The organism is Pseudomonas sp. WS 5027, assembly GCF_012985695.1.
Taxonomy (GTDB): Bacteria; Pseudomonadota; Gammaproteobacteria; order Pseudomonadales; family Pseudomonadaceae; genus Aquipseudomonas; species Aquipseudomonas hygromyciniae.
In genome coordinates this window covers 17,755-42,034 of sequence record NZ_JAAQWU010000017.1, presented here as the reverse complement: position 1 = coordinate 42,034, position 24,280 = coordinate 17,755, and the positions used below count along the sequence as shown (strand labels likewise).

The following is a 24,280-nucleotide window of genomic DNA, read 5'->3' as shown; positions in this document are numbered from 1 at the left end:
ATCGCCTCTGCCACAATCGCGAATAATTCTCGTTAGTTTAAACTTGCCGATTGGTGATGCCTTGTCGTCTGCCCAAACTCCCCACAGTGAGCTTGTTGGCACGTTGTACCGTGACCATCGCGGCTGGCTGCTGGCATGGTTGCGGCGCAACGTGGCGTGCCCCAGTCGTGCCGAGGACCTGAGCCAAGACACCTTCATGCGCCTGCTGGGACGTGAAGAACTGCGCGAACCTCGTGAACCCCGGGCGTTCCTGGTGGCCGTCGCCAAGGGCCTGCTGTTCGACTATTTCCGCCGCGCGGCGCTGGAACAGGCCTACCTCACCGAACTGATGCTGATCCCCGAAAGCGAGCACCCTTCCCCACAAGAACAGCACCTGATCCTCGAAGACCTCAAGGCCATCGACCGCCTGCTGGGCAAACTCTCCAGCAAGGCCCGCGCTGCCTTCCTCTATAACCGTCTCGATGGCCTGGGCCACGCCGAGATCGCCCAGCGCCTGGGTGTTTCCGTGCCACGGGTGCGACAGTACCTGGCCCAGGGCATTCGCCAGTGCTACATCGCACTGTATGGCGAGCCGCTGTGAGTCAGATCAGCTCCAAACCGGTTTCGGCACGCGTGCTGGATGCTGCGATTGCCTGGCAACTGTCCCTGGATTCCGGGGATCGCAGCGCTGTGGAGCATGACGAGTTCAGTAAATGGCTGGCCAGCAACGACGAACACGCCCGCGCCTGGCGCCAACTGGGCATGCTCGATCAGCGCTTCAGCGTGACCAGCGGCCCGGCGCGGGCGGCGCTGCTGCAATCGCGTGAAGGCATCCGCCGCCGGGTGCGCAAGCTCGGCAGCGGCCTGGCCAGTGTGGTGTTGGTCTGCGGCCTGGCGCTGTTCGCCGGCCAGCGCTACGTGCCCATCAACTATTGGCTGGCCGACCAGCGCACCGCCACCGGCGAACAACGCACGCTGAAACTGGCGGATGGCACCCTGATCAACCTCAACACCCACAGCGCCATTGATGTGCGCTTTGACGAAAAACGCCGGGTGATTGTGTTGCAGGACGGCGAGATCCTGGTCCAGACCGGCCACAACGATGCGCGGCCCTTTGTCGTCCAGACCCGCGACGGCAGCCTGCGCGCCCTGGGCACGCGGTTTATCGTCAAACGCGAGGACGACGGCACGCGGCTCAGCGTTTTGCAGTCGGCCGTCGCGGCGCAGCCCGAGGCGTCGCAACAGGAGCAGGTGTTCAAGGAAGGCCAGCAGGTGCTGATGCGCCATGACGGCCTCCGTCCACTGGCGGCGGTCACGCCCGGCACCGACGCCTGGACCCGCGGCATGCTGGTGGTCGACAACGCGCGGCTGGCGGATGTGGTCGAGGAGCTAGGCCGCTACCGCAGCGGCTATTTGGGTGTGGATAAAAACGTGGCCGACCTACGCATCACTGGCAGCTTCCCGCTGCAGGACACCGACCTGGCCCTGAATGCCCTGCTGCCCACCTTGCCAGTGCAGATCCAGCAGCGTACGCCGTGGTGGGTGACGGTGGTGCCGAAAGTCGCGGGTAAGCCCTAGGGCCTATCGCAGGCAAGCCAGCTCCCACATTTTGAACTGTGAATACCATCAGATGTGGGAGCTGGCTTGCCTGCGATGACACCCTATAAGCCCCCCTATTTTCCCCAGACAAAAAATATTTTCACCTGCCCCTATCACTTTTTGATTCTCGCTCGGCACACAGGCAATTGAGAAATATTTCCATTTCGGAGCCGCCCTATGTCCCGCACGCTAGACACCTTGTTGCGCCCCAGCCTGTTAGCCGTGGCCATTGCCCTTAGCGCCCCGCTGGCCAGCACTGCGCTAATTGCCGCCGAACAGGCGTCCAGCGTGCGTGCCTACAACCTGCCAGCCGCCCCGTTGGCCAGCACCCTGAACCAGATCGCCAGCCAGGCCGGCCTGGCACTGACCCTCGACCCAGCACTGGCAACAGGCAAGACCTCGGCCCCGGTCAAAGGCCAGTTCGACGCCCCGGGTGCCCTGCGTGAAGCCCTGCGCGGCAGTGGTTTGCAGTTGGAGCAGAGCAGCGCCGGCACCTTCACCCTGGTGCCCGTCCCGGAGGGTGTAATTGCGCTGCCAGAGACCAGCATCATTGGCCAGGGCAGCTATGAAAGCGCCTGGGGACCGGTGGATGGCTATGTCGCTACGCGTACGGCGGCGGGGAGCAAGACTGATACCGCGCTGGTAGAAGCACCCCGCTCGATCTCCGTCGCAACCCGCCAGCAGATGCTGGACCGCAACGTGCAGAACCTGGATGACGCGGTCAAGTACATGCCCGGCATCGTTTCCGCCAGCTATGGCAGTGACACCCGTTATGACTGGATGCGCGTGCGCGGCTTCGAACCCACCCATTTCCTCGATGGCCTGCCACTGCCTCGTGGTGTGTACGCCAACCCGAAAGCAGAAACCTGGAACCTCGACCGCCTCGCCCTGCTGCGTGGCCCTGCCTCGTCGGTCTACGGCCAGACCCCACCGGGCGGTCTGCTGGATATGGTCAGCCGGCGCCCCAGCGCAGAATCAAGCAATGCCATCCAGGTGCAGTACGGCAGCGACAACTACCGCCAGATCAACTTCGCCAGCACCGGCAAGATCGATGATGAAGGTCAGTTCCTCTATGGCCTCAGTGGCGTGGTGCGCGACGCCGGCACCCAGGTCGATCACATCGACAACAAGCGCTACAACATCGCGCCGAGCCTGACCTGGAATATCAATACCGATACCAAGCTGACCTTCCTGTCGCAGTTCACTCGCGACGATACCGGCACCACCAGTCAGTTCCTGCCGATCGTGGGCACCAAGATCAAATCTCCGTTGGGCGAAGTATCCCATCACAAGAACCTGGGTGACCCGGACTACGAGTTCTACGACCGTACCTACTACGCATTGGGCTACGCCTTTGAGCATCGTTTCAACGATACCTGGCAATTCAAGCAAAACCTGCGTTACACCAAATCGGAGCTGTCCTTCCAGCAACTGACCGTGGGCGCTTACTTCTACGCCCCGGTGGACGCTGAGGGCAATATCAGCCGCACCTCGACCGATGTGGACGAGGACATCGCTCAGTTTGCAGTGGACAACAACTTCCAGGCTGACTTCGCCACCGGCAATATCAATCACACTGTGCTGATCGGCCTGGATCATCAGCGCACCAATAGCTCTTATCTATCGATTTTTGGTGACGGTGGTTCCGTTAACATCTACAACCCGGTCTACGGGCAGCCAATCGTGCGCCCAGCGCGCAAGGATGCGTTCTACGACTACGACCAGAAAACCGTACAGACCGGTCTCTATGTGCAAGACCAGATGGCCCTGGACAAATGGCGCCTGACCCTGGGTGGACGTGAAGACTGGGTGCATCAAGGCACCACGTACCTCAACAAGAGCGACGCGACCAATACCGACCGCAGCAAAAACTTCAGTGGCAACGCTGCACTGAGTTATGTGTTCGACTCGGGCTTTGTACCGTACCTGTCCTATGCCGAGTCATTCCAGCCAGCGAGCAACGCCAGCGTTGACCCGGTCAAGTCGTACAAACCCACCGAAGGCAAGCAATGGGAAGTGGGGGTCAAGTACCAGCCCCCCGGCAGCAACACACTGCTCAGCGCAGCGGTTTACGACCTGACCCAGAAAAACGTGCTGGTCACTCGGTTCGGCTCGGGTGGCGAATCGATCACCGACCAGGCCGGCGAAGTGAAGGTCAAGGGTCTGGAGCTGGAAGCCATCTCTGATGTGACCGAGAACCTCAAGGTCATCGCCGCCTACACCCTGGCCAAATCCGAGGTGCAGACCGGTATCTACAAAGGTAACCGCCTGCAACTGATGCCAAACCAGCAAGCATCCCTGTGGACCGACTACACCTGGCACGACGGTGTTCTCGACGGTTTCGGCATTGGCGCTGGCGCCCGCTACACCGGCAACACCTATGGCGACCAAGGCAACACCTGGCTGGGCAAGGCCGATGCCTACACGGTGTTCGATGCCGCCGTGCATTACGACCTTGGCCGCCTCGACAATAGCCTCAAAGGTGCCTCGGTAAAACTGAACGCCACCAACCTGTTCGATAAGCAGTACATCTCCACCTGTGATGCCTCCTACTGCTACTACGGCGACCAACGCAGCGTCGTCGCCAGCGCCACCTACCAGTGGTAATGCACTGAGCTAACCTGCTCCACAGCCAGGCCGCCTCCCGTGGGCGGCTTTGGCTTGTCTGAAGGCTATGAAATGAAAAGCACAACCATCCGCCGCTGGTCCTTCATCCACACCTGGACCAGCCTGATCTGCACCGTATTCCTGCTGATGTTGGCGCTGACCGGCCTGCCGTTGATCTTTCACCATGAGATCGATCACCTGCTGGGCAATGAGCCCGAGCTCAAGCAGATGCCGGCCGATACCCCGCAGCTCAACCTTGAGCAACTGGTAGCCAAGGCCCAGGCCCATCGCCCTGGCGAAGCCATGCAGTACCTGGCCTGGGACGAAGACGACAAGAACGGCGTGATTGCAATCATGGCGGCCACCGCCGGCACCGAGCCCAATTCGTCCCACACCTTTATGCTCGACGCGCGCACCGGCGAAAGCGTGGAGATGCCGTCGGCCAATGGCGGCTTGACGATGTTCCTGCTGCGCCTGCATGTGGATATGTTCGCCGGGCTGCCGGGCAAGTTGCTGCTGGCGTTCATGGGTGTGCTGTTTGTGTTGGCGATCATTTCCGGCACGGTGTTGTACCTGCCGTTCATGCGGCGCTTGAAGTTCGCCACCGTGCGCCAGGACAAGTCCACGCGCCTGCGCTGGCTGGACCTGCACAACCTGATCGGCGTCGTCACCCTGACCTGGGCGTTGGTGGTGGGCGTCACCGGGGTGATCAGCGCCAGTGCCGACTTGATCATCGCCGCCTGGCGCAATGACAGCCTCACCGCGATGATCGAACCCTACAAGAACGCGCCGCCACTGACCTTGCGTGCGCCCGCCACCGACCTGCTGAAAATCGCCGAACAGGTCGCGCCGGGCATGACGCCCGACTTTATTGCGTTCCCCGGTACGCGGTTTTCCAGCGAGCACCATTACGCGGTGTTCATGAAAGGCAGCACACACCTGACCTCGCACCTGCTGACGCCAGTGTTGATCGACGCCAGCGACCTGAGCGTCACCGCCGTCGCCGGGCGGCCGTGGTACATGGACGCCATGGGCATGTCCCAGCCCCTGCACTTTGGCGACTATGGCGGCATGCCGATGAAAATCCTCTGGGCGGTCCTGAATGTGCTGACCATCATCGTGCTGGGCAGCGGTGTGTATCTGTGGCTGGTGCGGCGCAAGGCGGCCAAGCCATGAGGCCACGGCAGTCGAATTTCTGGAAGGTGTTCGGAGTGCCGCTGGGCATCGGGCTGCTCAGTTCTGCCGGATTGTTTGCGGCGTTGCTGGGGGATGGGGCTTGGGACTCCCTCAGTTGGCTTGGTCTGGGGATACCCGCAGCAATCGGTCTGTGGGGATTGGTACGGCGGCCTTGAGGACGCTATCGCAGGCAAGCCAGCTCCCACAGTTTGATGTGTGAACACCGTCAAATGTGGGAGCTGGCTTGCCTGCGATGAAGCTCGCAAAAACAACCAAGATCCCCCTCGCCAGTCACCTCGCAACTGTCTAGTCTATGGCCGACCTTTTCCGAGGATTGCCCATGTCCGCGCCCAGCATGACGTTGTTCCAGCACCCCGCTTCGCCGTTTGTCCGCAAAGTCCTGGTCCTGCTCCATGAAACCGGCCAGCAAGACCGGGTCGCCCTGGAGACCGTGCTGGTCACGCCGGTCAACCCGATCCTTGCGCTGAACGAAGGCAACCCCGTGGGCAAGATCCCGGCCCTGCGCCTGGCCGATGGCAATGTGTTGCACGACAGCCGGGTGATCCTCGACTACTTCGACCACCAGCACGTCGGCAACCCACTGATCCCCCGCGACGGCTCGGCTCGCTGGCGGCGCCTGACCCTGGCCTCGATGGCCGACGGGATCATGGACGCGGCCGTGCTGGTGCGCTATGAAACCGCCCTGCGCCCGGCCGACAAGCAGTGGGAAAGCTGGCTGCAAGAACAGCGCAACAAGATCCGCCGTACCCTGGCCGAACTAGAGCGGGACGCTATCGCCGAGTTGGCCAGCCATTTCGACATCGCCGCCATCAGCGTCGCCTGCGCCTTGGGCTATGTGGATTTTCGCCATCCGGACCTGCAGTGGCGTTCGAGCAATCCCAAACTGGCCACCTGGTACGCCGAGGTCAGTCAGCGGCCTTCAATGCTGGCGACCCAGCCGCCTGCCTGACTGCTGCGGCTACCAGGTTGCCGTGACGAGCAGGCTTGTTGTGGCGAGCGGGCTTGCCCCGCGCTGGGCTGCGAAGCAGCCCCAATCCAGCAAAACGCGGTGTGTCAGGGGCTCCTCGGTGCTGGGGGTTGGGGCTGCTGCGCAGCCCAGCGCGGGGCAAGCCCGCTCGCCACAACAAGCCCGCTTGCCACAACAGGCCTGCTAGCCACAACAAGCCCTCCAACCACAACAGACCCACTTGCCCCAAAGGCGTCGCGCAACTCGGGAAACAGCGCGTTGATTTTCCCCACCAGTTGCGCCCTCTCCCGCTGGTCTTCCCGTAATCCGATCATTGCACCGCCTCCAGGTCAAACTCCAACGGCTCACTCGCCTTACGCTTGCCCACGCCATACCAGTCCAGTTTGCGTGTCAGCACCATCACCGTGCCCAGCAGCCCGAACAGCAACAGCGAGCCCATCAACAACGCGTAGTCCTCGGCACTCAACAACCCGTACAGCAAGCCATACAGCGCCGCCAATCCCGCCGAGAATCCCAGGCCGTGGGCCACGCTGCGCAGCACGTGGCACACATAAAAACCGATCAACAACACACAGGCACTGGCCGAGATCAGGTACGCCAGGGCAAAGCCGATATGCTCGGACAGCGACAACAGCAGCAGATAGAAGAACGCCAGGGCCACCCCCACCAACGCGTACTGGATCGGGTGCACCGCCAGGCCCTTGAGCACTTCGAACAGGAAGAAGCCGGCGAACGTCAGGGCGATAAACAGCAACGCATATTTGATCGCGCGGTCGCTCTTGAGGTACTGGTCCACCGGGTCGATGAAGTTCACGCCAAAGCCGCGTTCATTGAAGTTGTCACAGCGACTGCCGACCACGCAGCCGTATAGCGCCTCTTCAAGGTTGGTGGAGAAAAATGAGGTCTGCCAGTTGGCGCTGAATCCTTGGTCGTTGATTTCGCGCTGCGCCGGCAGGAAGTTGCCGACAAAGCTGGGATGGGGCCAGTTGGAGGCCAGCTTGACCACACTGGTCTTGCCCACCGGCAGCACTTGCAATTGCTCGGTGCCTTGCAGGCGCAGATCGAAGGCGAAGTCCAGGGGCGCTGGGTTCTTGCTGTCCTGGGCGGGCAGCGGAACATGCACCCCGGCGCCAAGAAAACTCACTTGAGTGCCCGGTGCAAACTCCAGGCGTTGGCTGCCCAGCTCCAGTTTCAGGGCGTTTTCGATCCCGCGGATGTCGCTGATACCAACGGCCAGGAATGCCTGTTCAAACGTGTAATCGGCAAAGTCTTCCTTGATCCCCATCTGCGCCGGCAACACAAAGCGGCCACTGATACGGTTGTCGGCATGGAACAGCCGCGCCTGGTAAATCCCCCGGGCCCGCAGTTCGGTTTGCACCTTGCCGTCGAGCTCGAAATGCTCCGGCAGGAAGTACAGGCGGCCTTGCTCTTCGCTGAGCACTTCATAGCGCTTGTTGAGCTTTTCATTGAGCTTCCACTCACGCACGGTCTTGCGATACGGCACCACCATCAACGGCCCGCTCACCTGCTGGCTGTAACTGGAGCTGCGGGCAATGTCCATCAATACGCCGTCGCGTAGCGCCTGGCGTTCGTTGATGATGCCGTTGATCATCAGCAACGGAATCAGCAATAGCAGGATCAGCAGCGCGATGGCGCCCAGTTTGAATAGCAGGCTGCGGTTCATGGGTCTCTCCCTGTTTTGATGGGGAGAGTCTGGCGCCAGCCTGTGGGGGATTTATGAGGGCAATGTGGAGACTGTGTGGAGATGCAGCACCACTTGCACCCCGCCCGGCACGTTGCCGATCTGCAATGAGCCGCCGTGCAGCTTCATCACTTCCTCGACAAAGTTCAGGCCCAGGCCGGTGCTTTTACGCCCGCTGACCGGGCGCGGCAGGGAGTAGAAACGCTCGCTCAGGCGTGGCAGGGCGTATTCGGGGATCGGCTCGGTCTGGTTGAACAGGCACACATCGACATCGTGATGCCGCACCTGGGCGCTAAAGCGCAGAGTGCCGCCGGGCGGGGTAAAGTCCAGGGCGTTTTCCAGCAGGTTGCCCAAGGCCTGGCGCAGCAGGAACGGTTCGCCATACAGCTTTACATCAGCCCCGATCAGACGCTCGACCTGCAACCCAGCCTGTTCGATCCGCGCGCATTGCGCCTTGAGGACTTCATCCACCAACGCGGCCAACGGCACGGTGGTTTGCTGCTCCAGCCCTTGGCGCTGCTCGACCTGGGCCAGGTTCAGCAGGCGCTCGATCAACTGCTGCAAACGTGCGCTTTCGCTGGCGATATTGCCAACAAAGCGCTGCTGCTGGGCCGGGGTCATTTCACCCTGCAACAACTCCGCCGCACCGCGGATCGCGGCCAGTGGGCTTTTCAGTTCGTGGGTCAAGGTGTGCACGTAACGCTCGACATAGGCCTTGCCTTCCAGTTGCGTGCGCATGTGCTCCACCGCCGTGGACAGTTGCTCCAACTCACCACCGCGATAGTGCGGCAACTCGGCGCGCCGCCCTTCGCTGACGGCCTGGGCATAGGTGGTCAGGCGCCGCAGCGCAGCGCTCAGCCACCACGACAGCAACGCCCCCAGCACCAGGCCCAGGGCCACCAGGCCGGCGCCGTACCACAGCAGGCGGCGCTCGGTACGGTCGACATAGGGTTGCAGCGAACTGTTGGGCTTGGCCACCGTGACCGCGCCGATGATCTGCCCGTTGTCACGGATCGGCGCACCGACGTGCATCACCGACGAGGCCGGATCATCGGCATCGCTGCGGGTCGAGCGGGCGCCATATTCGCCGCGCAGGGTCAGGTACACGTCGTTCCATTTCGAGTAGTCCTGGCCCACGGCTTCGCCTGCCGAGTCCAGTAGTACAACGCCCTTGGCATCGGTGACATAGATACGGTGGTTGACCTGATTCTTCGCCAGCCCCCAGATCGTCGCGCCGGGCTGGCGCTCGCCATAGGCCTTGAGCACGGTCGGCCAGTGGCTTTGGCCCAGGGTGCGGTTCTTCACGTCCTCACGCAGGATTTCCGCCAGCAGGTTGGCGGTGTCCACCAGGGTTTCCTCGGTGGACTGGCGCACGCCGGGGCGGATTTCCTTCATCACCGTGTTGAGCACAAAGTAGCCGGTCAGGCCGATAAACAGCGCATACACCAGGAAAATCCGCAGCCCCATGCGCATCAGGCGTGGCTCGGGCTGTAGCTGTAGCCCAGGCCCCGATGGGTCTGGATCGGCTCGGCATCGGCGGCCACACCCCGCAACTTGCTGCGCAGGCTTTTGATATGGCTGTCGATATTGCGCTCGTAGCCGGCATCGGCGGCCACGCCGACGGCATCGAGCAGTTGCTCGCGGCTGAACACCCGCTCGGGCTGCTCCAGCAGGCAGTTGAGCAAGCGGAACTCATGCCGGGTCAGGCCCAGCAACTGCCCGCGATAGTGGATCTGCACCCGCTCGTGGTCCACCTGGAACAGCCCGCCGCTGGCCGGCGCGGCAACCGGCGCGACACGCTTGAGGATCGCCTTGACCCGCGCCGCTACTTCCCGTGGGCTGAAGGGCTTGACCACATAATCATCGGCGCCGATTTCCAGGCCCACCACGCGGTCGATTTCGCCGTCGCGGGCACTGAGGAACATCACCGGCACTTCGCTGAAACGGCGCAGTTGCTTACAGGTTTCAAAACCGCTGATGTCCGGCAGGCCGATGTCGAGGATCAGCAGGTCTGCCGGGGTCTGCCGTTGATGCTCCAGCGCGGCCTGGCCAAGGGTCAGCCAGGTGGTGGTGAAGCCTTCGCCTTGCAGGGCAAAAATCAGCGTATCGGCTATCGCCGCTTCGTCTTCGACAATCAGGATATGGGGCATGGCGTCCGAGCACTGGGAGCTAAAGGTGAACGGTGCCCCATGCCTAATGCGGCGTCAATCAGCAGTCGGGTTTGTCGGCGGTATAGCGGCGGGCCGGGTTCACGGCGGCGCCGAATTCACGCAGGGCCTTGGCGCCGATCAGCAGCGGGTAGTTGAAACTGCTGCGGTCGGTGAGGTTGACCTCCACCGTGCGCTTGACCTTGCCCAGGCACATTTCCAGCTCTACCACCGGGCGCTTGGCCACGCTGGTATCTTCGCCGTCTTCGTCTTCGTCGGCGCGGTTCTTGATCTTGCTGATGCGCGCCACTTTGTGCTCGTAAACCTTGTTGCTGACGTCCTTGCCGCTGAGGCGGAAACGCACCCAGTCTTCGCCATCGCGGGTGAAGGTCTGGATGTCGCGAGCCGACAGCGAAGCGGTCAGCGCACCGGTGTCCATCTTGGCCTTGAAGGTCTCGCCGATTTCCGGCAACTGGATGTATTCGTAGCGCCCGTACAGGGTCGGCTCGGCGGCCATGACCGGCAGGGCCACCACGGCTAATAGGGCAAGGAGAGATTTCACGTAGGAGGATTCCTTGAGGTAAGTAGGCAAATACTAGACTGCAAACGCAGCACAAAGTTGGATCGTGCCCCAGCATACGCAACACAAAGTGAAACATTCGTCAGGCCATTTGCGATTTGGCCTCTAGACTCAAGCTGCTTATCATGGCCCGTCCAACCGCTTGCAAGAGTTCCTTATGCGCCGCCTGCTCACCGGCTGTTTCGTCACACTGCTGCTGTTACTCAACACGCTGATTCTGATCGGCCCCCTGATGGTATTCGCCCTGCTCAAGCTGGTGGCGCCCGGTCGTTCACGGGACTACGCCTCCGGTGCCGTGATGTGGATCGCCGAGACCTGGGCCGAGATCGACAAGCTGATCTTCGCCCTGTGCATTCCTACCCAGTGGGATATTCGCGGCGATACCGGGTTGAGGGTCGATACCTCGTACCTGGTGATCAGCAACCATCAATCCTGGGTGGATATCCCGGCGCTGATCCAGACCCTCAACCGGCGTACACCGTTCTTCAAGTTCTTCCTGAAAAAGGAACTGATCTGGGTACCGTTCCTGGGCCTGGCCTGGTGGGCCCTGGACTACCCGTTCATGAAGCGCTACAGCAAGGCGTTCCTGGCCAAGCACCCGGAACTGGCGGGCCAGGACCTGAAGATCACCAAACAGGCGTGCGAGCTGTTCAAGCGCCAGCCGGTGACGGTGGTCAACTACCTCGAAGGCACGCGCTTCACCGAAGCCAAGCGGGCCCAGCAACACTCACCATTTACCCGCCTGCTCAAGCCCAAGGCCGGTGGCGTGGCGTTTGTACTGGCGGCGATGGGCGAACAGCTGGATGCGATCCTCGACGTGACCGTGTTGTATCCACAGGAGAAGATTCCAGGGTTCTGGGATTTGATCAGCGGCGCGGTGCCCCGCGTGATTGTCGATATCCGCACCCGCGAGCTGGATCCAGCGTTGTGGCAGGGGGATTACGAGAATGATCCGGCGTTTCGCCAGACCGTCCAGAACTGGGTCAACCAGCTCTGGATGGAGAAGGATGCGCGCATTGCCCAACTGCGCGCCGAACAGCCTTAGCTGCCGGTACCCCAGGCCTGGGCCAGCTTGCCAAGCAATGAACTGTCGGCACCCTGGCCGCCCAGGTACTGCAGGATCACCGGGGCAAACTGGCCGATCATGCCGCTGTCCATGCCCAAGGCGCTGAACGCGGTGTTCAGGTCGTTGGTGTCCTTGACGTTACCCAGCAGGCCATCGAGGCCGCTGGTCTTGCTGCCACCGGTTTGGCCGAGCATGCCGCTCAGGGCGCCCAGGCTGCCCAATGCGTTGCTACCCGACAGCTTGTCCAGGCCCGGTACGCGCTTGCCCAACTGCGAATAGTCAGTGCTGCTGAGTTGGTTCTTGGCCAGGCCCAACATGGCGCCGGTACCACCAACAGCCTGCTCCGGGGTGACATTCAACTGCTTGGTCAGTGCGCCCAACAAACCGGCGGTTTCCGAGCTCGGCGCAGCAGCAGCGGCCTTGTTGGTGCCCTGGGCGCCAGCAACGGCATTGGCCACATCGCCCAGGCTGAAGCCTGCTGCAAACACCGGGCTGGCCGCCACGGTCAGGAGGCAGGACAGGGCAAAACCGCGTGAAATCTTCATCGAGACAACCTCGTAAATTTAGGAGCTGAAGCAGCCGTTGGACTCAGCATCCACTAGGTTGTTCCACGTCACAGATTTGTTCAGAAAAGCCCCAAGCCCCCAGACCATCAAACTGCCACTAGGAACCCATCGCCCGCCACAGGGTCAATCAACACACTACAAAACTTGTCAGGAAGAGCCTTATGACTGCGACCCTCCCCCCAGTGATCGAGCACAAGCCCTCATTCTGGACCCGCCCGCGTCTGTTCATCGGCGTCTGCGTGGTGGTGGTTGCCGGTATCGGCGGCGCGCTCTACACACAGGACAGCGTGAAGTCCGCCGCGACCCTGGTCAGCACCAGCCAACAACCAGCTGCGCAAATCATGGCGCACAAGGATTACCTGGAAGTCCAACCGATTGCCGCCACCGCGCCGGAGCCGGACCGCAGCCTCGAACTGTGGGCCCTGCCAGCCGGCGGTACACCGGTATCCCTGGGCCTGTTGCCGGAAGATGGCAAAGGCATCATTGGCCTGAATCCGCGCCAACAGGAAACCATCAGCCAGCCGGTGGAATTGATGGTCAGTTCGGAAACCAAGGGTGGCTCGGTAAGCAAGCAGCCTACCGGCCCGACGGTGTACCAGGGCGCGCTGGCAATTCGCTAACGCCCAAACACAACACAACCAATGTGGGAGCGGGCTTGCTCGCGAAAGCGGTGTATCAGTCGCCATATTCGCTGACTGACACTCCGCTTTCGCGAGCAAGCCCGCTCCCACATTGCTATCAGGGGCTGTGATTACGCCGCGCTGAACAGCTTGTGCGGGTCAATCACAAACTTCTTCGGCACACCGGCATCGAACTCGCCATAGCCACGCGGCGCGTCATCCAGGCTGATCACCTGTACGCCCACGATTTCGGCGATGTTGATGCGGTCCCACATGATTGCCTGCATCAACTGGCGGTTGTACTTCATCACCGGAGTCTGGCCGGTGTGGAAGCTGTGGGACTTGGCCCAGCCCAGACCGAAGCGAATGCTCAGGCTGCCCATTTTCGCGGCAGCGTCCACCGCGCCCGGGTCTTCGGTGACGTACAGGCCGGGGATGCCGATCTTGCCTGCGACGCGCACCACGCCCATCAGTGAGTTGAGTACCGTGGCCGGGGCCTCGTGCTTGACGCCATCATGCCCGTGACCACGGGCTTCAAAGCCCACGCAATCCACCGCGCAATCCACTTCCGGCTCGCCCAGCAAGGCGGCGATCTGCTCATGCAGTGGCGTGTCCTTGGACAAGTCGGCGATTTCAAACCCCTGGGCCTTGGCGTGGGCCAGGCGGATCGGGTTGACGTCGCCGATGATCACCACCGCCGCGCCCAACAGGCGCGCCGAAGCCGCTGCGGCCAGGCCCACGGGACCGGCGCCAGCGATGTACACGGTGCTGCCCGGGCCAACGCCAGCGGTAACGGCGCCATGGTAGCCGGTGGGCAGGATGTCGGAGAGGCAGGTCAGGTCGCGGATTTTTTCCATGGCCTTGTCGCGATCCGGCAGTTTGAGCAGGTTGAAATCGGCGTACGGCACCAGCACGTACTCGGCCTGGCCGCCGGTCCAGTCGCCCATGTCCACATAGCCGTAGGCACCACCGGCACGCGCCGGGTTGACGGTCAGGCAGACGCCGGTGTGTTGTTCCTTGCAGGAGCGGCAGCGCCCACATGCAACGTTGAATGGCACCGACACCAGGTCGCCGAGTTTCAGGTTCTCGACGTCGCTGCCCTTCTCGATCACCTCACCGGTGATTTCATGGCCCAGAACCAGGCCAGTCTGGGCGGTAGTGCGGCCGCGCACCATGTGTTGGTCGGAGCCGCAGATGTTGGTGGAGACCACGCGCAGGATGACGCCGTGCTCAATCTTCCTGCCACGGGGGTCCTGCATTTTGGGATAGTCGATTTTCTGTACTTCGACCTGACCGTTGCCGAGATACACGACACCACGATTACCAGACATGCTTTCACCTCGCTGTTGTTTTTATGGAACCGCGTCGCCCTTGGGTTGGGCTGCGCGTTTAAGTGCTCGGGTTGCAGATGCTGTTTTTTGCGTTGTTAGTGAGGGCCTCTTCGCGAGCAAGCCCGCTCCCACATTCGACTGCATTCCAACTTTGGAACACGGTCAAATGTGGGAGCGGGCTTGCTCGCGAAGGCGTCCATCAGAGCACCACCGTTCTATTGGCGTTCAAAAACACCCGCCGCTCAATGTGATACCCCACCGCCCGGGCCAAGGTCAGCCCTTCGATATCCCGCCCCTTGGCAATCAAATCCTCGGGGTAATGACTGTGATCCACTACCTCCACGCCCTGGGCGATGATCGGACCTTCATCCAGATCGTTGTTGATGTAATGCGCCGTGGCGCCGACCAGCTTCACCCCCTTGTTGTACGCCTGGTGGTACGGCTTGGCGCCCTTGAACCCCGGCAGCAATGAGTGGTGAATGTTGATCGCCTTGCCATCGAGCTTGCGGCACAGTTCCGGCGACAGCACTTGCATGTAGCGCGCAAGGATCACCAGCTCGGCGCCCGCCTCTTCAATCACTTGCCACACCTGACGCTCCTGGGACGGTTTGTCGTTGGGGTCGAGGGGGAAATGGTAGTAGGGAATCTGGTGCCAGTCGGCCAACGGCTTGAGATCAGGGTGGTTGGACACCACCGCGACCACATCCATCGACAGTTGCCCGATGCGCTGGCGATACAGCAGGTCGTTGAGACAGTGATCGGCCTTGGAGACCATGATCACCACTTTGGGCCGGTAGTTGGGCGCCGTCAGCTCGAAGATCATCCCAAAGGCTTCGCCACGCGTGGCCAGGCCATCGCGAAAACCCTGCTCGTCGAAGCCGTCGGGTTGACGGAATTCCACGCGGATAAAAAAGCGCCCCGAGAGGCGATCATCGAACGAATGGTGCTCGGTGACGTAGCAGCCCTGTTCGAACAGATAGCGGGTGACCGCGTCCACCGTGCCGAGCACGCTGGGGCAATCGGCGGTCAAAATCCATGTATCGGGTGCGCGGCTCATTACAGTTAACTCCTCATACAGCGATGCTGCTTACTGTAGGAGCGAGCTTGCTCGCGAAAAATCCAAGGGCGCCGCGTTCATTCTGGATGTGCGCGTTATCGTTGACGTTTTTCGCGAGCAAGCTCGCTCCTACAGGGTCATGTCAGGCTTGGACATTCAGGCCGTATTCGGCCGCCGCATCCTGCAACCACAACCACCAATAATCCGAGAAACTGCGACGAATCAGCAGCTCCCAAGTGTCCTCGGCGGTATGCCGGATTACCAGTTGCGACTTGGCGAACACCGTGCCCACCGCCTTGCCTACCGGGAAGTTGTCGGGGTGCACGTCGTAGCTGGTGGACTTCATCAGCACATCGCGCACGTTCGGGCCGCTGAGTTCGAGGATCTGCTGGCCGCCGCTGACATTGACGATCTGGATATGCAAATCCCCCAGGGCGGCACGCAGGTTTTGCTCGGCAGCGAACTCTTCACCGCTAGGCACCACCAGCAGCCACTCATCCGGGCCGAGCCATTGCAGGCTGGTTTCACCGTTGACGATTACGCTCAAGGCCCCCGGCAATTCGATGCCCAGGGCCTTGTGTACGCCAGCGGCAAACGCGGCGTCATGGCCATCGCCACGGAGGGTCAGGTGGCCGAGGAGTTTCTTTTCACGCACGGTCACGCCGGCGTTCTTGCGGCCCTTGCCGACAAGGCTGGCGAGGTCGGCATGGTGCAGCGACGACTCGGCCTTGGCGCCGGTGGTGGGGCGTTGTTGGTACACATTGGCTGCGGTCATAAAGCACCTTTCTTGAATTCTGTTGTGCGGCTACTGCCGCCATCGCGAGCAAGCCCGCTCCCACATTTTGGAATACAGCTCCCCTGTGGGAGCGGGCTTGCTCGCGAAGGCCGCGCCTCGGTCTATCAGATGTTCTGGCGATCACCCTTCGGATCAAAGAACACCGAAGACACAATCTCGGCCTCGATCACGCTGCCATCCGCCTGCGGTGAAAACACCCGCTCGCCCATACGCTTCAAGCCGCCCTTGACCACCGCCATCGCAAACGAATAACCCAGGGAGTTGTGCGCATAGCTGGAGGTGACGTGACCGACCATCTTCATCGGGATCGTCTGCTTCGGATCAAACACCAATTGCGCGCCTTCCGGCAGCCAAACCTTCGGATCAATCGGCTTCAAGCCCACCAGTTGCTTGCGTTCTTCACGCACGCAATCTTCGCGGTTCATCCCACGCCAGCCGATCCACGAGAACGGTTTGGTACGGCCTACGCACCAGCCCATGTTCAGGTCGTCCGGGGTCATCGAGCCGTCGGTATCCTGGCCGACGATGATGAAGCCCTTCTCGGCCCGCAGTACGTGCATGGTCTCGGTGCCGTACGGGGTCAGGTTGTATTTCTTGCCGGCCTCAACGATCTGTTCCAGCACGCCCATGGCGTAGTCGGCCTGCACGTTGACTTCGTACGACAGTTCACCGGTAAACGAGATACGGAACACCCGCGCCGGCACGCCGCCCACCAGGCCTTCTTTCCAGGTCATGAACGGGAAGCCGTCCTTGTCCAGGTCGATGTCGGTGACTTCGCTCAACAGCTTGCGGCTGTTGGGTCCGGACAGGGTCATGGTCGCCCAGTGGTCAGTGACCGAGGTGAAGTACACCTTCAGATCCGGCCATTCGGTCTGCTGGTAGATTTCCAGCCACTGCAGCACACGGGCGGCACCGCCGGTGGTGGTGGTCATCAGGAAGTGATTGTCTGCCAGGCACGCGGTCACGCCATCGTCGAAGACCATGCCGTCTTCCTTGCACATCAGGCCGTAACGCGCCTTGCCCACGTCGAGCTTGGTCCAGGCGTTGCTGTAGATGCGGTTAAGGAACTCCCGGGCATCCGGGCCCTGGATATCGATCTTGCCGAGGGTCGAGGCATCCAGCAGGCCGACGCTGTCGCGCACGGCCAGGCATTCGCGCTTGACTGCCGCGTGCAGGTCTTCACCGTTGCGCGGGAAGTACCACGGGCGTTTCCACTGACCGACATCCTCGAACTCGGCGCAGTTCTTAACGTGCCAGGCTTGCAGCGCGGTGTAGCGCACCGGCTCGAAGATATGCCCACAGTGCCGGCCCGCCACGGCGCCGAAAGTCACCGGCGTGTAGTTGGGGCGGAACATGGTGGTGCCCATCTGCGGGATCGTCACGTTCAGCGAGCGCGCGGCAATTGCCAGGCCGTTGACGTTGCCCAGCTTGCCTTGGTCGGTGCCGAAGCCCAGCGCGGTGTAGCGCTTGACGTGTTCCACCGACTCGAAGCCTTCGCGGGTCGCCAGCTCGATGGCGGCGGCGGTGACGTCGTTTTGCAGGTCGACAAATTGCTTGGGCGCCCGTGCAGTGGCTTTTTCATGGGGCACCTGGAACAGCGCCAGGGTTGGTTCTTCCAGGCGTGTCAGGGCCTTGGGCAGCGTACCTTCCACCGGGGCAAACCCGGCTTCGCTGGCGGCACGCACGCCACCCTCAAAGCCGTCAGCCAGGGAATCACCCAAGCCGTAAACGCCGTTGATGCCACCGACGCACACACGTTTCTGCGGTGCTTCGCCCGGTACAAAACCGAGGATATCTTCACGCCAGGTCGGTTTGCCGCCCAGGTGCGAGGCCAGGTGAACCACCGGGCTGTAGCCGCCGGAGCTGGCTACCAGGTCGCAATCGAGCCATTCGCCAGGGCTGGTGACGGTGTGGGCTTTGACATCGATAGCCGCCACACGCGCACCAGTCACGTGCTTGCTGCCACGGGCTTCGATCACGGCACTGCCGGTGAGGATGCGAATGCCTTTGGCACGGGCTTCTTCCACCAGCGCGCCGCGTGGGTTGTGGCGAGCATCGGCTACGGCGACAACGCTGAGGCCCGCGTCAAACCAGTCCAGCGCCACGCGGTAGGCGTGATCGTTGTTGGTCGACAGCACCAGCTTTTTACCTGGCGCCACGCCGTAACGGCGCACGTACGTCGAAACCGCACCCGCCAGCATGTTGCCCGGCACGTCGTTATTGCCGTACACCAGCGGGCGCTCGCACGCACCGGTCGCCAGCACCACGCGCTTGGCGCGCACCCGGTGGATACGCTGGCGCACCACACCAATCGGCGCACGGTCGCCGAGGTGATCGGTGAGGCGCTCGTGGATGGTCAGGAAGTTATGGTCGTGATAGCCGTTGACGGTGGCGCGAGGCAGCAGCACCACATCCGGCAACGCCTTGAGCTCGGCGATCACACTGGCGACCCACTCGGCCGCCGGCTTGCCGTCGAGGCTTTCACGGGAGTCGAGCAACGACCCGCCGAACTCCTCCTGCTCATCGGCGATGATCACCCGCGCACCACTGCGCGCAGCCGCCAGGGCCGCCGACAGGCCAGCGGGCCCGGCACCGACGATCAGCACGTCGCAATGGCGGTTCATGTAGTCGTAGGTGTCCGGATCGTTCTCGGTCGGCGAGCGACCCAGCCCTGCGGCCTTGCGGATGTACTTCTCGTAGGTCATCCAGAACGATTGCGGGTACATGAAGGTTTTGTAGTAGAAACCCGGCGGCATCAGCTTGCCGCCGACCTTGCCGAGAATGCCCATCATGTCGTTGTTCACACTCGGCCAGCCGTTGGTGCTGGTGGCGACCAGGCCCTGGTACAGCGCCTGTTGCGTGGCGCGCACGTTGGGAATCTGGGTGGCTTCGGTGGCGCCGATCTGCAGCACCGCGTTCGGCTCTTCGGCACCAGCGGCAAAGATGCCGCGCGGGCGCGAGTACTTGAAGCTGCGGCCGATGATATCCACGCCGTTGGCCAGCAAGGCTGCGGCCAGGGTGTCGCCTTCAAAGCCTTTGTAGCTCTGGCCGTTGAAGGTAAACGTCAGGACTTTATTACGGTCAATGCGGCCACCGTTGGACAGGCGATTGATCTGGCTCATACCTTCTCTCCAGAAGCCTTGGCGGTGAATTGTGGCTTCTCGCCGATCTTGTAGGTTTCAAGAATTTCGTAGGTCAGGGTGTCGCGGGTGGCGTTGAAGTACTGACGGCAACCGGCGGCATGGATCCACAGTTCGTGATGCAGGCCACGGGGGTTATCGCGAAAGAACATGTAGTCGCCCCACTGTTCATCGGTGCAGGCATTGGGGTCCAGCGGGCGCGGGATATGCGCTTGGCCGGAGGCGTGAAACTCTTCCTCGGAGCGCAGTTCGCCACAGTGAGGACAGAAGATATGCAACATAGGGAATTTCTCCTGTTAGTGGGCGACGGCCGCAGCGCCGTGTTCGTCGATCAGCGCACCGTTATGGAAACGGTCGATGGAGAAAGGTGCTGCCAACGGGTGCATTTCACCCTTGGCCAGGCTCGCGGCAAACACGTTGCCTGAGCCGGGGGTGGCCTTGAAGCCACCGGTGCCCCAACCGCAGTTGAAGAACATATTCGCAACCGGGGTCTTGGAGATGATCGGGCATGCGTCCGGCGTGGTGTCGACGATGCCGCCCCACTGGCGGTTCATGCGCACCCGCGAGAGCACCGGGAACATCTCGACGATGGCCTGGATGGTGTGTTCGATTACCGGGTACGAGCCGCGCTGGCCGTAGCCGTTGTAGCCGTCGATACCGGCGCCGATCACCAGGTCGCCCTTGTCGGATTGGCTGATGTAGCCGTGCACGGCGTTGGACATGATCACGCTGTCGATAATCGGCTTGATCGGCTCCGACACCAACGCTTGCAGCGGGTGGGATTCGATCGGCAGGCGGAAACCGGCCAGCGAAGCCATGTGCCCGGAGTTACCGGCGGTGACCACACCGACGCGCTTGGCACCGATAAAGCCTTTGTTGGTTTCCACGCCGATGCACACGCCGTTTTCCTTGCGAAAGCCGATCACTTCGGTCTGCTGGATCAGGTCCACGCCCAGGGCGTCGGCGGCGCGGGCAAAGCCCCAGGCCACGGCATCGTGACGGGCCACGCCGCCGCGCCTTTGCACGGTAGCGCCGAGGACCGGATAGCGGGTGTTTTTCGAGCAGTCGAGGTACGGGATTTCGTCGGCCACTTGTTTGCCGTTGAGCAGTTCGCCGTCCACGCCGTTGAGGCGGTTGGCACTGACGCGGCGCTCGGAATCACGAATGTCTTGTAGGGTGTGGCACAGGTTGTACACACCACGCTGGGAGAACATCACGTTGTAGTTCAAGTCCTGGGACAGACCTTCCCAGAGCTTCATCGCGTGTTCATACAGGTGCGCCGACTCATCCCACAGGTAGTTGGAACGCACGATGGTGGTGTTGCGCGCGGTGTTACCGCCGCCCAGCCAACCTTTCTCGACCACGGCCACGTTGGTGATCCCGTGTTCCTTGGCCAGGTAATAAGCGGTCGCCAGACCATGCCCGCCGCCGCCGACGATGACCACGTCGTACACCTTTTTAGGAGTCGGCGTGCGCCACATCTTCTGCCAGTTTTCGTGGTGACTGAGTGAGTGCTTGAAGAGGCCGAAGCCTGAGTAGCGTTGCATAGTCATTACTCCAAAACCGCGCTCAGCGATAAACCGGGAAATCAGCGCACAGGGCAGACACGTGCTTGGCCACGTTGGCCTCGACATCGGCATCGCCGAGGTTGTCGAGGATGTCGCAGATCCAGCCAGCCAACTCGACGCACTGCGCCACTTTGAAACCGCGTGTGGTCACCGCCGGGGTACCGATGCGCAGGCCCGAAGTCACGAATGGCGACTGCGGGTCATTGGGCACGGCGTTCTTGTTGACGGTGATATGGGCGCGACCGAGGGCGGCGTCTGCGTCCTTGCCGGTGAGGCCTTGGCGGATCAGGCTGACCAGGAACAGGTGGTTATCGGTGCCGCCGGACACTACATCGTAGCCACGCTTGATAAACACGCTGGCCATGGCCTGGGCGTTGTCGATCACCTGCTGTTGATAAGCTTTGAAGCCTGGCTCCATCGCCTCCTTGAAGCACACAGCCTTGCCCGCGATCACGTGCATCAGCGGGCCGCCCTGTGCGCCTGGGAACACGGCGGAGTTGAGTTTTTTCTCAATCTCTTCGTTGGACTTGGCCAGGATCAGGCCACCCCGTGGACCGCGCAGGGTCTTGTGGGTGGTGGTGGTAACCACATCGGCGTACGGCAGCGGGTTCGGATACAGGCCGGCGGCAACCAAGCCTGCGACGTGGGCCATGTCGACGAACAGCAGCGCGCCGACCTTGTCGGCGATCTGGCGGAAGCGCGGAAAATCCAGGGTCTTGGAGTAGGCAGAGAAACCGGCCACGACCATTTTTGGCTTGTGCTCCACGGCCAGGCGCTCGACTTCGTCGTAGTCGATCAGGCCGGTGTCGGTGTTGATGCCGTACTGCACGGCGTTGTACAGCTTGCCCGAGGACGACACCTTGGCGCCGTGGGTCAGGTGGCCGCCGTGGGCCAGGCTCATGCCGAGGATGGTGTCGCCGGCGTTCAGCAGCGCCAGGTACACCGCGCTGTTGGCCGATGATCCGGAGTGCGGCTGCACGTTGGCGTAATCGGCGCCGAACAACTGCTTGGCGCGCTCGATGGCCAGGGCCTCGACTTTATCCACATGCTCGCAGCCACCGTAGTAGCGCTTGCCAGGGTAGCCTTCGGCGTATTTGTTGGTCAGGCCACTGCCCTGGGCCTGCATCACGCGTTTGCTGGTGTAGTTCTCCGACGCGATCAGCTCGATATGATCTTCCTGGCGCTGCTCCTCGGCATTCATGGCCGCCAGCAGTGCGTCGTCATATCCCTGGATCTGGTCTTGTTTGCTGAACATCGCGTCTCTCCCAGCCTTTCGTATTGTTGAGGCCCGTGCAGGGCCCTTTGATGCGATGGTAGGGCTGGCGCAGGCAGGTCAAATGCCTACGCACGCCACGCAAAGGTGCGTTTACGACATGGCCAGAACAACACCGAACAAATGTGGGAGCGGGCTTGCTCGCGAATGCGGTATGTCAGGCAGCACATGCATTGGCTGGTCCACCGCATTCGCGAGCAAGCCCGCTCCCACAGGGACTATGTGATGACCTTTCGAAGGAGTAGCAGCAGTAAGAAATGCGCGGGATAAAGTGCATACGCCCAGCGCCGCATAGTCGGCGGTGAGACATGTGTGACCTGTCGCAACAAGACCAACCCGGCCAATGGCGCAATCAGGCACGTGGCCAACCCAAGCAGCGCGACGAGGTTGCCGCTATTGAGCAATACCTGCCATTGATTGGCAGCCACACACACCAACCCCGGCACGATGCTCAAATACCAGGGGCGACTAAACACCAACAACATCGCCAACGGCAGCAATACACCAAAAAATCCGAACATCAGTTGCGCCGAGAACACGCCGGCGATTAACAGCGCGATCAGCGCCAATCCTCGATCAATCAGCGCCTTTTGCTGCCATCCCCGGGCAACCAGCAAGCCCAGCGCCAGGGTCGGCAGTACATTCAACGTATCGGCATCCTCGATAAACATCCGATACGGCACCTCGCTGATCACGCTGAACAGCAGCAACCAGCCCAGGTAACGCCATTGAAAGATCGTCGGCCCATCCTTGACCCGGTGCAGGTTCGCCGCAATCGCCAGGCAAAACCAGGGGAACGCCAGGCGCCCCGACACGTACAGGCCATCGAGGCTCAAACCGATATAGCGCAGGTGATCGAGCACCATACTCAGCAGCGCCAGCCATTTGAGCAGGTCCAGCGCGCCATCGCGGCCGCGCCTTACAGGAATCGTTTCAGTACCGTGCATAATTCCCCAGAGACTTTGCATTAACAGTGCGTGCGCCCGCCGGATATTCTTGGTTAAAGTGCGCACCAATATCGACCACAGGAACGGGCCATGACCGACAAGAGCCAACAATTTGCCAGTGACAACTATTCGGGTATCTGCCCGGAAGCCTGGGCCGCCATGGAACTCGCCAACCAGGGCCATCAACGCGCCTATGGCGACGATGAATGGACCCACCGCGCCGCCGACGGTTTCCGCAAACTGTTTGAAACCGACTGTGAAGTGTTCTTCGCCTTCAATGGTACGGCGGCCAACTCCCTGGCCCTGTCTTCGCTGTGCCAGAGCTACCATAGCGTGATTTGCTCGGAAACCGCCCACGTCGAGACCGACGAATGCGGCGCGCCGGAGTTTTTCTCCAACGGCTCCAAACTGCTCACCGCCCGCACCGAAAACGGCAAGCTGACCCCCGAGTCGATCCGCGAGATCGCCCTCAAGCGCCAGGATATCCACTACCCCAAGCCCCGCGTCGTGACCCTGACTCAGGCCACCGAAGTAGGCAGCGTGTACACCCCGGATGAAATCCGCGCCATCAGCGTCACCTGCAAGGAATTGGGACTGAACCTGCATATGGACGGCGCACGCTTCTCCAACGCCTGCGCCTTCCTCGGCTGCTCGCCAGCGGACCTGACCTGGAAAGCCGGGGTGGATGTGCTGTGTTTTGGCGGGACCAAGAACGGCATGGCGGTGGGTGAGGCGATCCTGTTCTTCAACCACAAGCTGGCGGAAGACTTCGACTATCGCTGCAAACAGGCTGGCCAACTGGCGTCGAAAATGCGCTTCCTGTCAGCGCCGTGGGTCGGCCTGCTGGAAAACGACGCCTGGCTCAAGCACGCACGCCACGCCAACCACTGCGCGCAATTGCTCAGCAGCCTGGTGGCGGACATTCCCGGCGTCGAATTGATGTTCCCGGTGCAGGCCAACGGCGTGTTCCTGCAACTCTCGGAACCGGCCATCGCCGCGCTGACGGCCAAGGGCTGGCGCTTCTACACCTTTATCGGCAAGGGCGGCGCACGCTTCATGTGCGCGTGGGATACCGAAGAAGAACGGGTACGCGAACTCGCGGCGGATATACGCGAAGTGATGGGCGCCTGACCTGTGG

General features: G+C 61.7%; 22 protein-coding genes. 9 read left to right on the top strand and 13 right to left on the bottom strand.

Annotation, left to right across the window (positions count from 1 at the left end; genetic code table 11):
• Positions 1 to 61: 61 nt before the first annotated feature.
• From HBO09_RS20125 to HBO09_RS20105, 6 genes are all read left to right on the top strand, one after another.
• Positions 62 to 580, top strand: a complete 519-nt coding sequence (locus HBO09_RS20125) for an RNA polymerase sigma factor (protein ID WP_169999441.1) — start codon at positions 62 to 64, stop codon at positions 578 to 580.
• Entirely contained in the window at positions 577 to 1,557 is a 981-nt protein-coding gene (locus HBO09_RS20120; RefSeq protein WP_169999442.1) for a FecR family protein, read from the top strand. Before HBO09_RS20125 ends, HBO09_RS20120 begins: the two co-directional genes overlap by 4 nt.
• A gap of 198 nt (positions 1,558 to 1,755) precedes the next feature.
• On the top strand, positions 1,756 to 4,185 hold the full coding sequence (locus HBO09_RS20115) for a TonB-dependent siderophore receptor (RefSeq protein ID WP_169999443.1): 2,430 nt from the start codon (positions 1,756 to 1,758) through the stop codon (positions 4,183 to 4,185).
• Positions 4,186 to 4,257: 72 nt separating this feature from the next.
• On the top strand, positions 4,258 to 5,361 hold the full coding sequence (locus tag HBO09_RS20110) for a PepSY-associated TM helix domain-containing protein (RefSeq protein WP_169999444.1): 1,104 nt from the start codon (positions 4,258 to 4,260) through the stop codon (positions 5,359 to 5,361).
• Positions 5,358 to 5,537 (top strand): hypothetical protein, encoded by a 180-nt coding sequence (locus HBO09_RS29010; RefSeq protein WP_262381291.1) that lies wholly within the window; start codon positions 5,358 to 5,360, stop codon positions 5,535 to 5,537. The genes HBO09_RS20110 and HBO09_RS29010 overlap by 4 nt, the downstream gene beginning before the upstream one ends.
• 164 nt (positions 5,538 to 5,701) lie before the next feature.
• Positions 5,702 to 6,331: a glutathione S-transferase family protein gene (locus tag HBO09_RS20105; protein ID WP_169999445.1), complete on the top strand. Its 630-nt coding sequence runs from the start codon at positions 5,702 to 5,704 to the stop codon at positions 6,329 to 6,331.
• Between the two features lie 328 nt (positions 6,332 to 6,659).
• Here HBO09_RS20105 and creD read toward each other — a convergent pair whose 3' ends face one another.
• Genes creD through HBO09_RS20085 form a run of 4 tightly spaced genes read right to left on the bottom strand, consistent with a single transcriptional unit; the run spans position 6,660 to position 10,760 of the window.
• On the bottom strand, positions 6,660 to 8,033 hold the full coding sequence (gene creD, locus HBO09_RS20100) for a cell envelope integrity protein CreD (protein ID WP_169999446.1): 1,374 nt from the start codon (positions 8,031 to 8,033) through the stop codon (positions 6,660 to 6,662).
• A gap of 51 nt (positions 8,034 to 8,084) precedes the next feature.
• Positions 8,085 to 9,524, bottom strand: a complete 1,440-nt coding sequence (creC, locus tag HBO09_RS20095) for a two-component system sensor histidine kinase CreC (protein ID WP_169999447.1) — start codon at positions 9,522 to 9,524, stop codon at positions 8,085 to 8,087.
• Positions 9,524 to 10,201, bottom strand: coding sequence for a two-component system response regulator CreB (creB, locus tag HBO09_RS20090; RefSeq protein ID WP_169999448.1), 678 nt, complete (start codon positions 10,199 to 10,201; stop codon positions 9,524 to 9,526). Before creB ends, creC begins: the two co-directional genes overlap by 1 nt.
• Positions 10,202 to 10,259: 58 nt before the next feature.
• A complete protein-coding gene (locus tag HBO09_RS20085; RefSeq protein ID WP_169999449.1) occupies positions 10,260 to 10,760 on the bottom strand; it encodes an ATP-dependent zinc protease in 501 nt (166 codons plus the stop codon).
• A gap of 175 nt (positions 10,761 to 10,935) precedes the next feature.
• On the opposite strand from HBO09_RS20085, the gene HBO09_RS20080 reads away from it, so the two are divergent.
• Complete coding sequence (locus tag HBO09_RS20080) at positions 10,936 to 11,823, top strand: acyltransferase (protein ID WP_169999450.1); 888 nt, start codon at positions 10,936 to 10,938, stop codon at positions 11,821 to 11,823.
• Here HBO09_RS20080 and HBO09_RS20075 read toward each other — a convergent pair.
• Positions 11,820 to 12,389, bottom strand: a complete 570-nt coding sequence (locus HBO09_RS20075) for a DUF2780 domain-containing protein (RefSeq protein WP_169999451.1) — start codon at positions 12,387 to 12,389, stop codon at positions 11,820 to 11,822. The two genes, HBO09_RS20080 and HBO09_RS20075, sit on opposite strands and share 4 nt — an antisense overlap.
• A 182-nt stretch (positions 12,390 to 12,571) precedes the next feature.
• Between HBO09_RS20075 and HBO09_RS20070 the strand changes: the two genes are divergently transcribed.
• A complete protein-coding gene (locus HBO09_RS20070; protein ID WP_169999452.1) occupies positions 12,572 to 13,030 on the top strand; it encodes an anti-sigma factor in 459 nt (152 codons plus the stop codon).
• Between the two features lie 131 nt (positions 13,031 to 13,161).
• Here HBO09_RS20070 and fdhA read toward each other — a convergent pair whose 3' ends face one another.
• From fdhA to HBO09_RS20030, 8 genes are all read right to left on the bottom strand, one after another.
• The gene (fdhA, locus tag HBO09_RS20065; RefSeq protein ID WP_038443950.1) at positions 13,162 to 14,361 is read right to left on the bottom strand and encodes a formaldehyde dehydrogenase, glutathione-independent; all 1,200 of its coding nucleotides are present in this window, start codon (positions 14,359 to 14,361) and stop codon (positions 13,162 to 13,164) included.
• A 199-nt stretch (positions 14,362 to 14,560) separates the two neighbouring features.
• On the bottom strand, positions 14,561 to 15,418 hold the full coding sequence (gene purU, locus HBO09_RS20060) for a formyltetrahydrofolate deformylase (protein WP_029296961.1): 858 nt from the start codon (positions 15,416 to 15,418) through the stop codon (positions 14,561 to 14,563).
• Positions 15,419 to 15,560: 142 nt separating this feature from the next.
• Positions 15,561 to 16,193 carry a sarcosine oxidase subunit gamma family protein gene (gene soxG, locus HBO09_RS20055; RefSeq protein WP_169999453.1) on the bottom strand — a complete coding sequence of 211 codons (633 nt, stop codon included), beginning with the start codon at positions 16,191 to 16,193 and terminating at the stop codon, positions 15,561 to 15,563.
• Positions 16,194 to 16,318: 125 nt separating this feature from the next.
• On the bottom strand, positions 16,319 to 19,336 hold the full coding sequence (locus HBO09_RS20050) for a sarcosine oxidase subunit alpha (RefSeq protein ID WP_169999454.1): 3,018 nt from the start codon (positions 19,334 to 19,336) through the stop codon (positions 16,319 to 16,321).
• Positions 19,333 to 19,635, bottom strand: coding sequence for a sarcosine oxidase subunit delta (locus HBO09_RS20045; RefSeq protein WP_073525868.1), 303 nt, complete (start codon positions 19,633 to 19,635; stop codon positions 19,333 to 19,335). Before HBO09_RS20045 ends, HBO09_RS20050 begins: the two co-directional genes overlap by 4 nt.
• Before the next feature lie 15 nt (positions 19,636 to 19,650).
• On the bottom strand, positions 19,651 to 20,901 hold the full coding sequence (locus HBO09_RS20040) for a sarcosine oxidase subunit beta family protein (RefSeq protein ID WP_169999455.1): 1,251 nt from the start codon (positions 20,899 to 20,901) through the stop codon (positions 19,651 to 19,653).
• A gap of 22 nt (positions 20,902 to 20,923) precedes the next feature.
• A complete protein-coding gene (gene glyA / locus HBO09_RS20035; protein WP_169999456.1) occupies positions 20,924 to 22,177 on the bottom strand; it encodes a serine hydroxymethyltransferase in 1,254 nt (417 codons plus the stop codon).
• A gap of 236 nt (positions 22,178 to 22,413) precedes the next feature.
• The gene (locus HBO09_RS20030; RefSeq protein WP_169999476.1) at positions 22,414 to 23,142 is read right to left on the bottom strand and encodes a TraX family protein; all 729 of its coding nucleotides are present in this window, start codon (positions 23,140 to 23,142) and stop codon (positions 22,414 to 22,416) included.
• Between the two features lie 90 nt (positions 23,143 to 23,232).
• On the opposite strand from HBO09_RS20030, the gene HBO09_RS20025 reads away from it, so the two are divergent.
• A complete protein-coding gene (locus tag HBO09_RS20025) occupies positions 23,233 to 24,273 on the top strand; it encodes a low specificity L-threonine aldolase (protein ID WP_029296975.1) in 1,041 nt (346 codons plus the stop codon).
• Positions 24,274 to 24,280 lie beyond the last annotated feature (7 nt).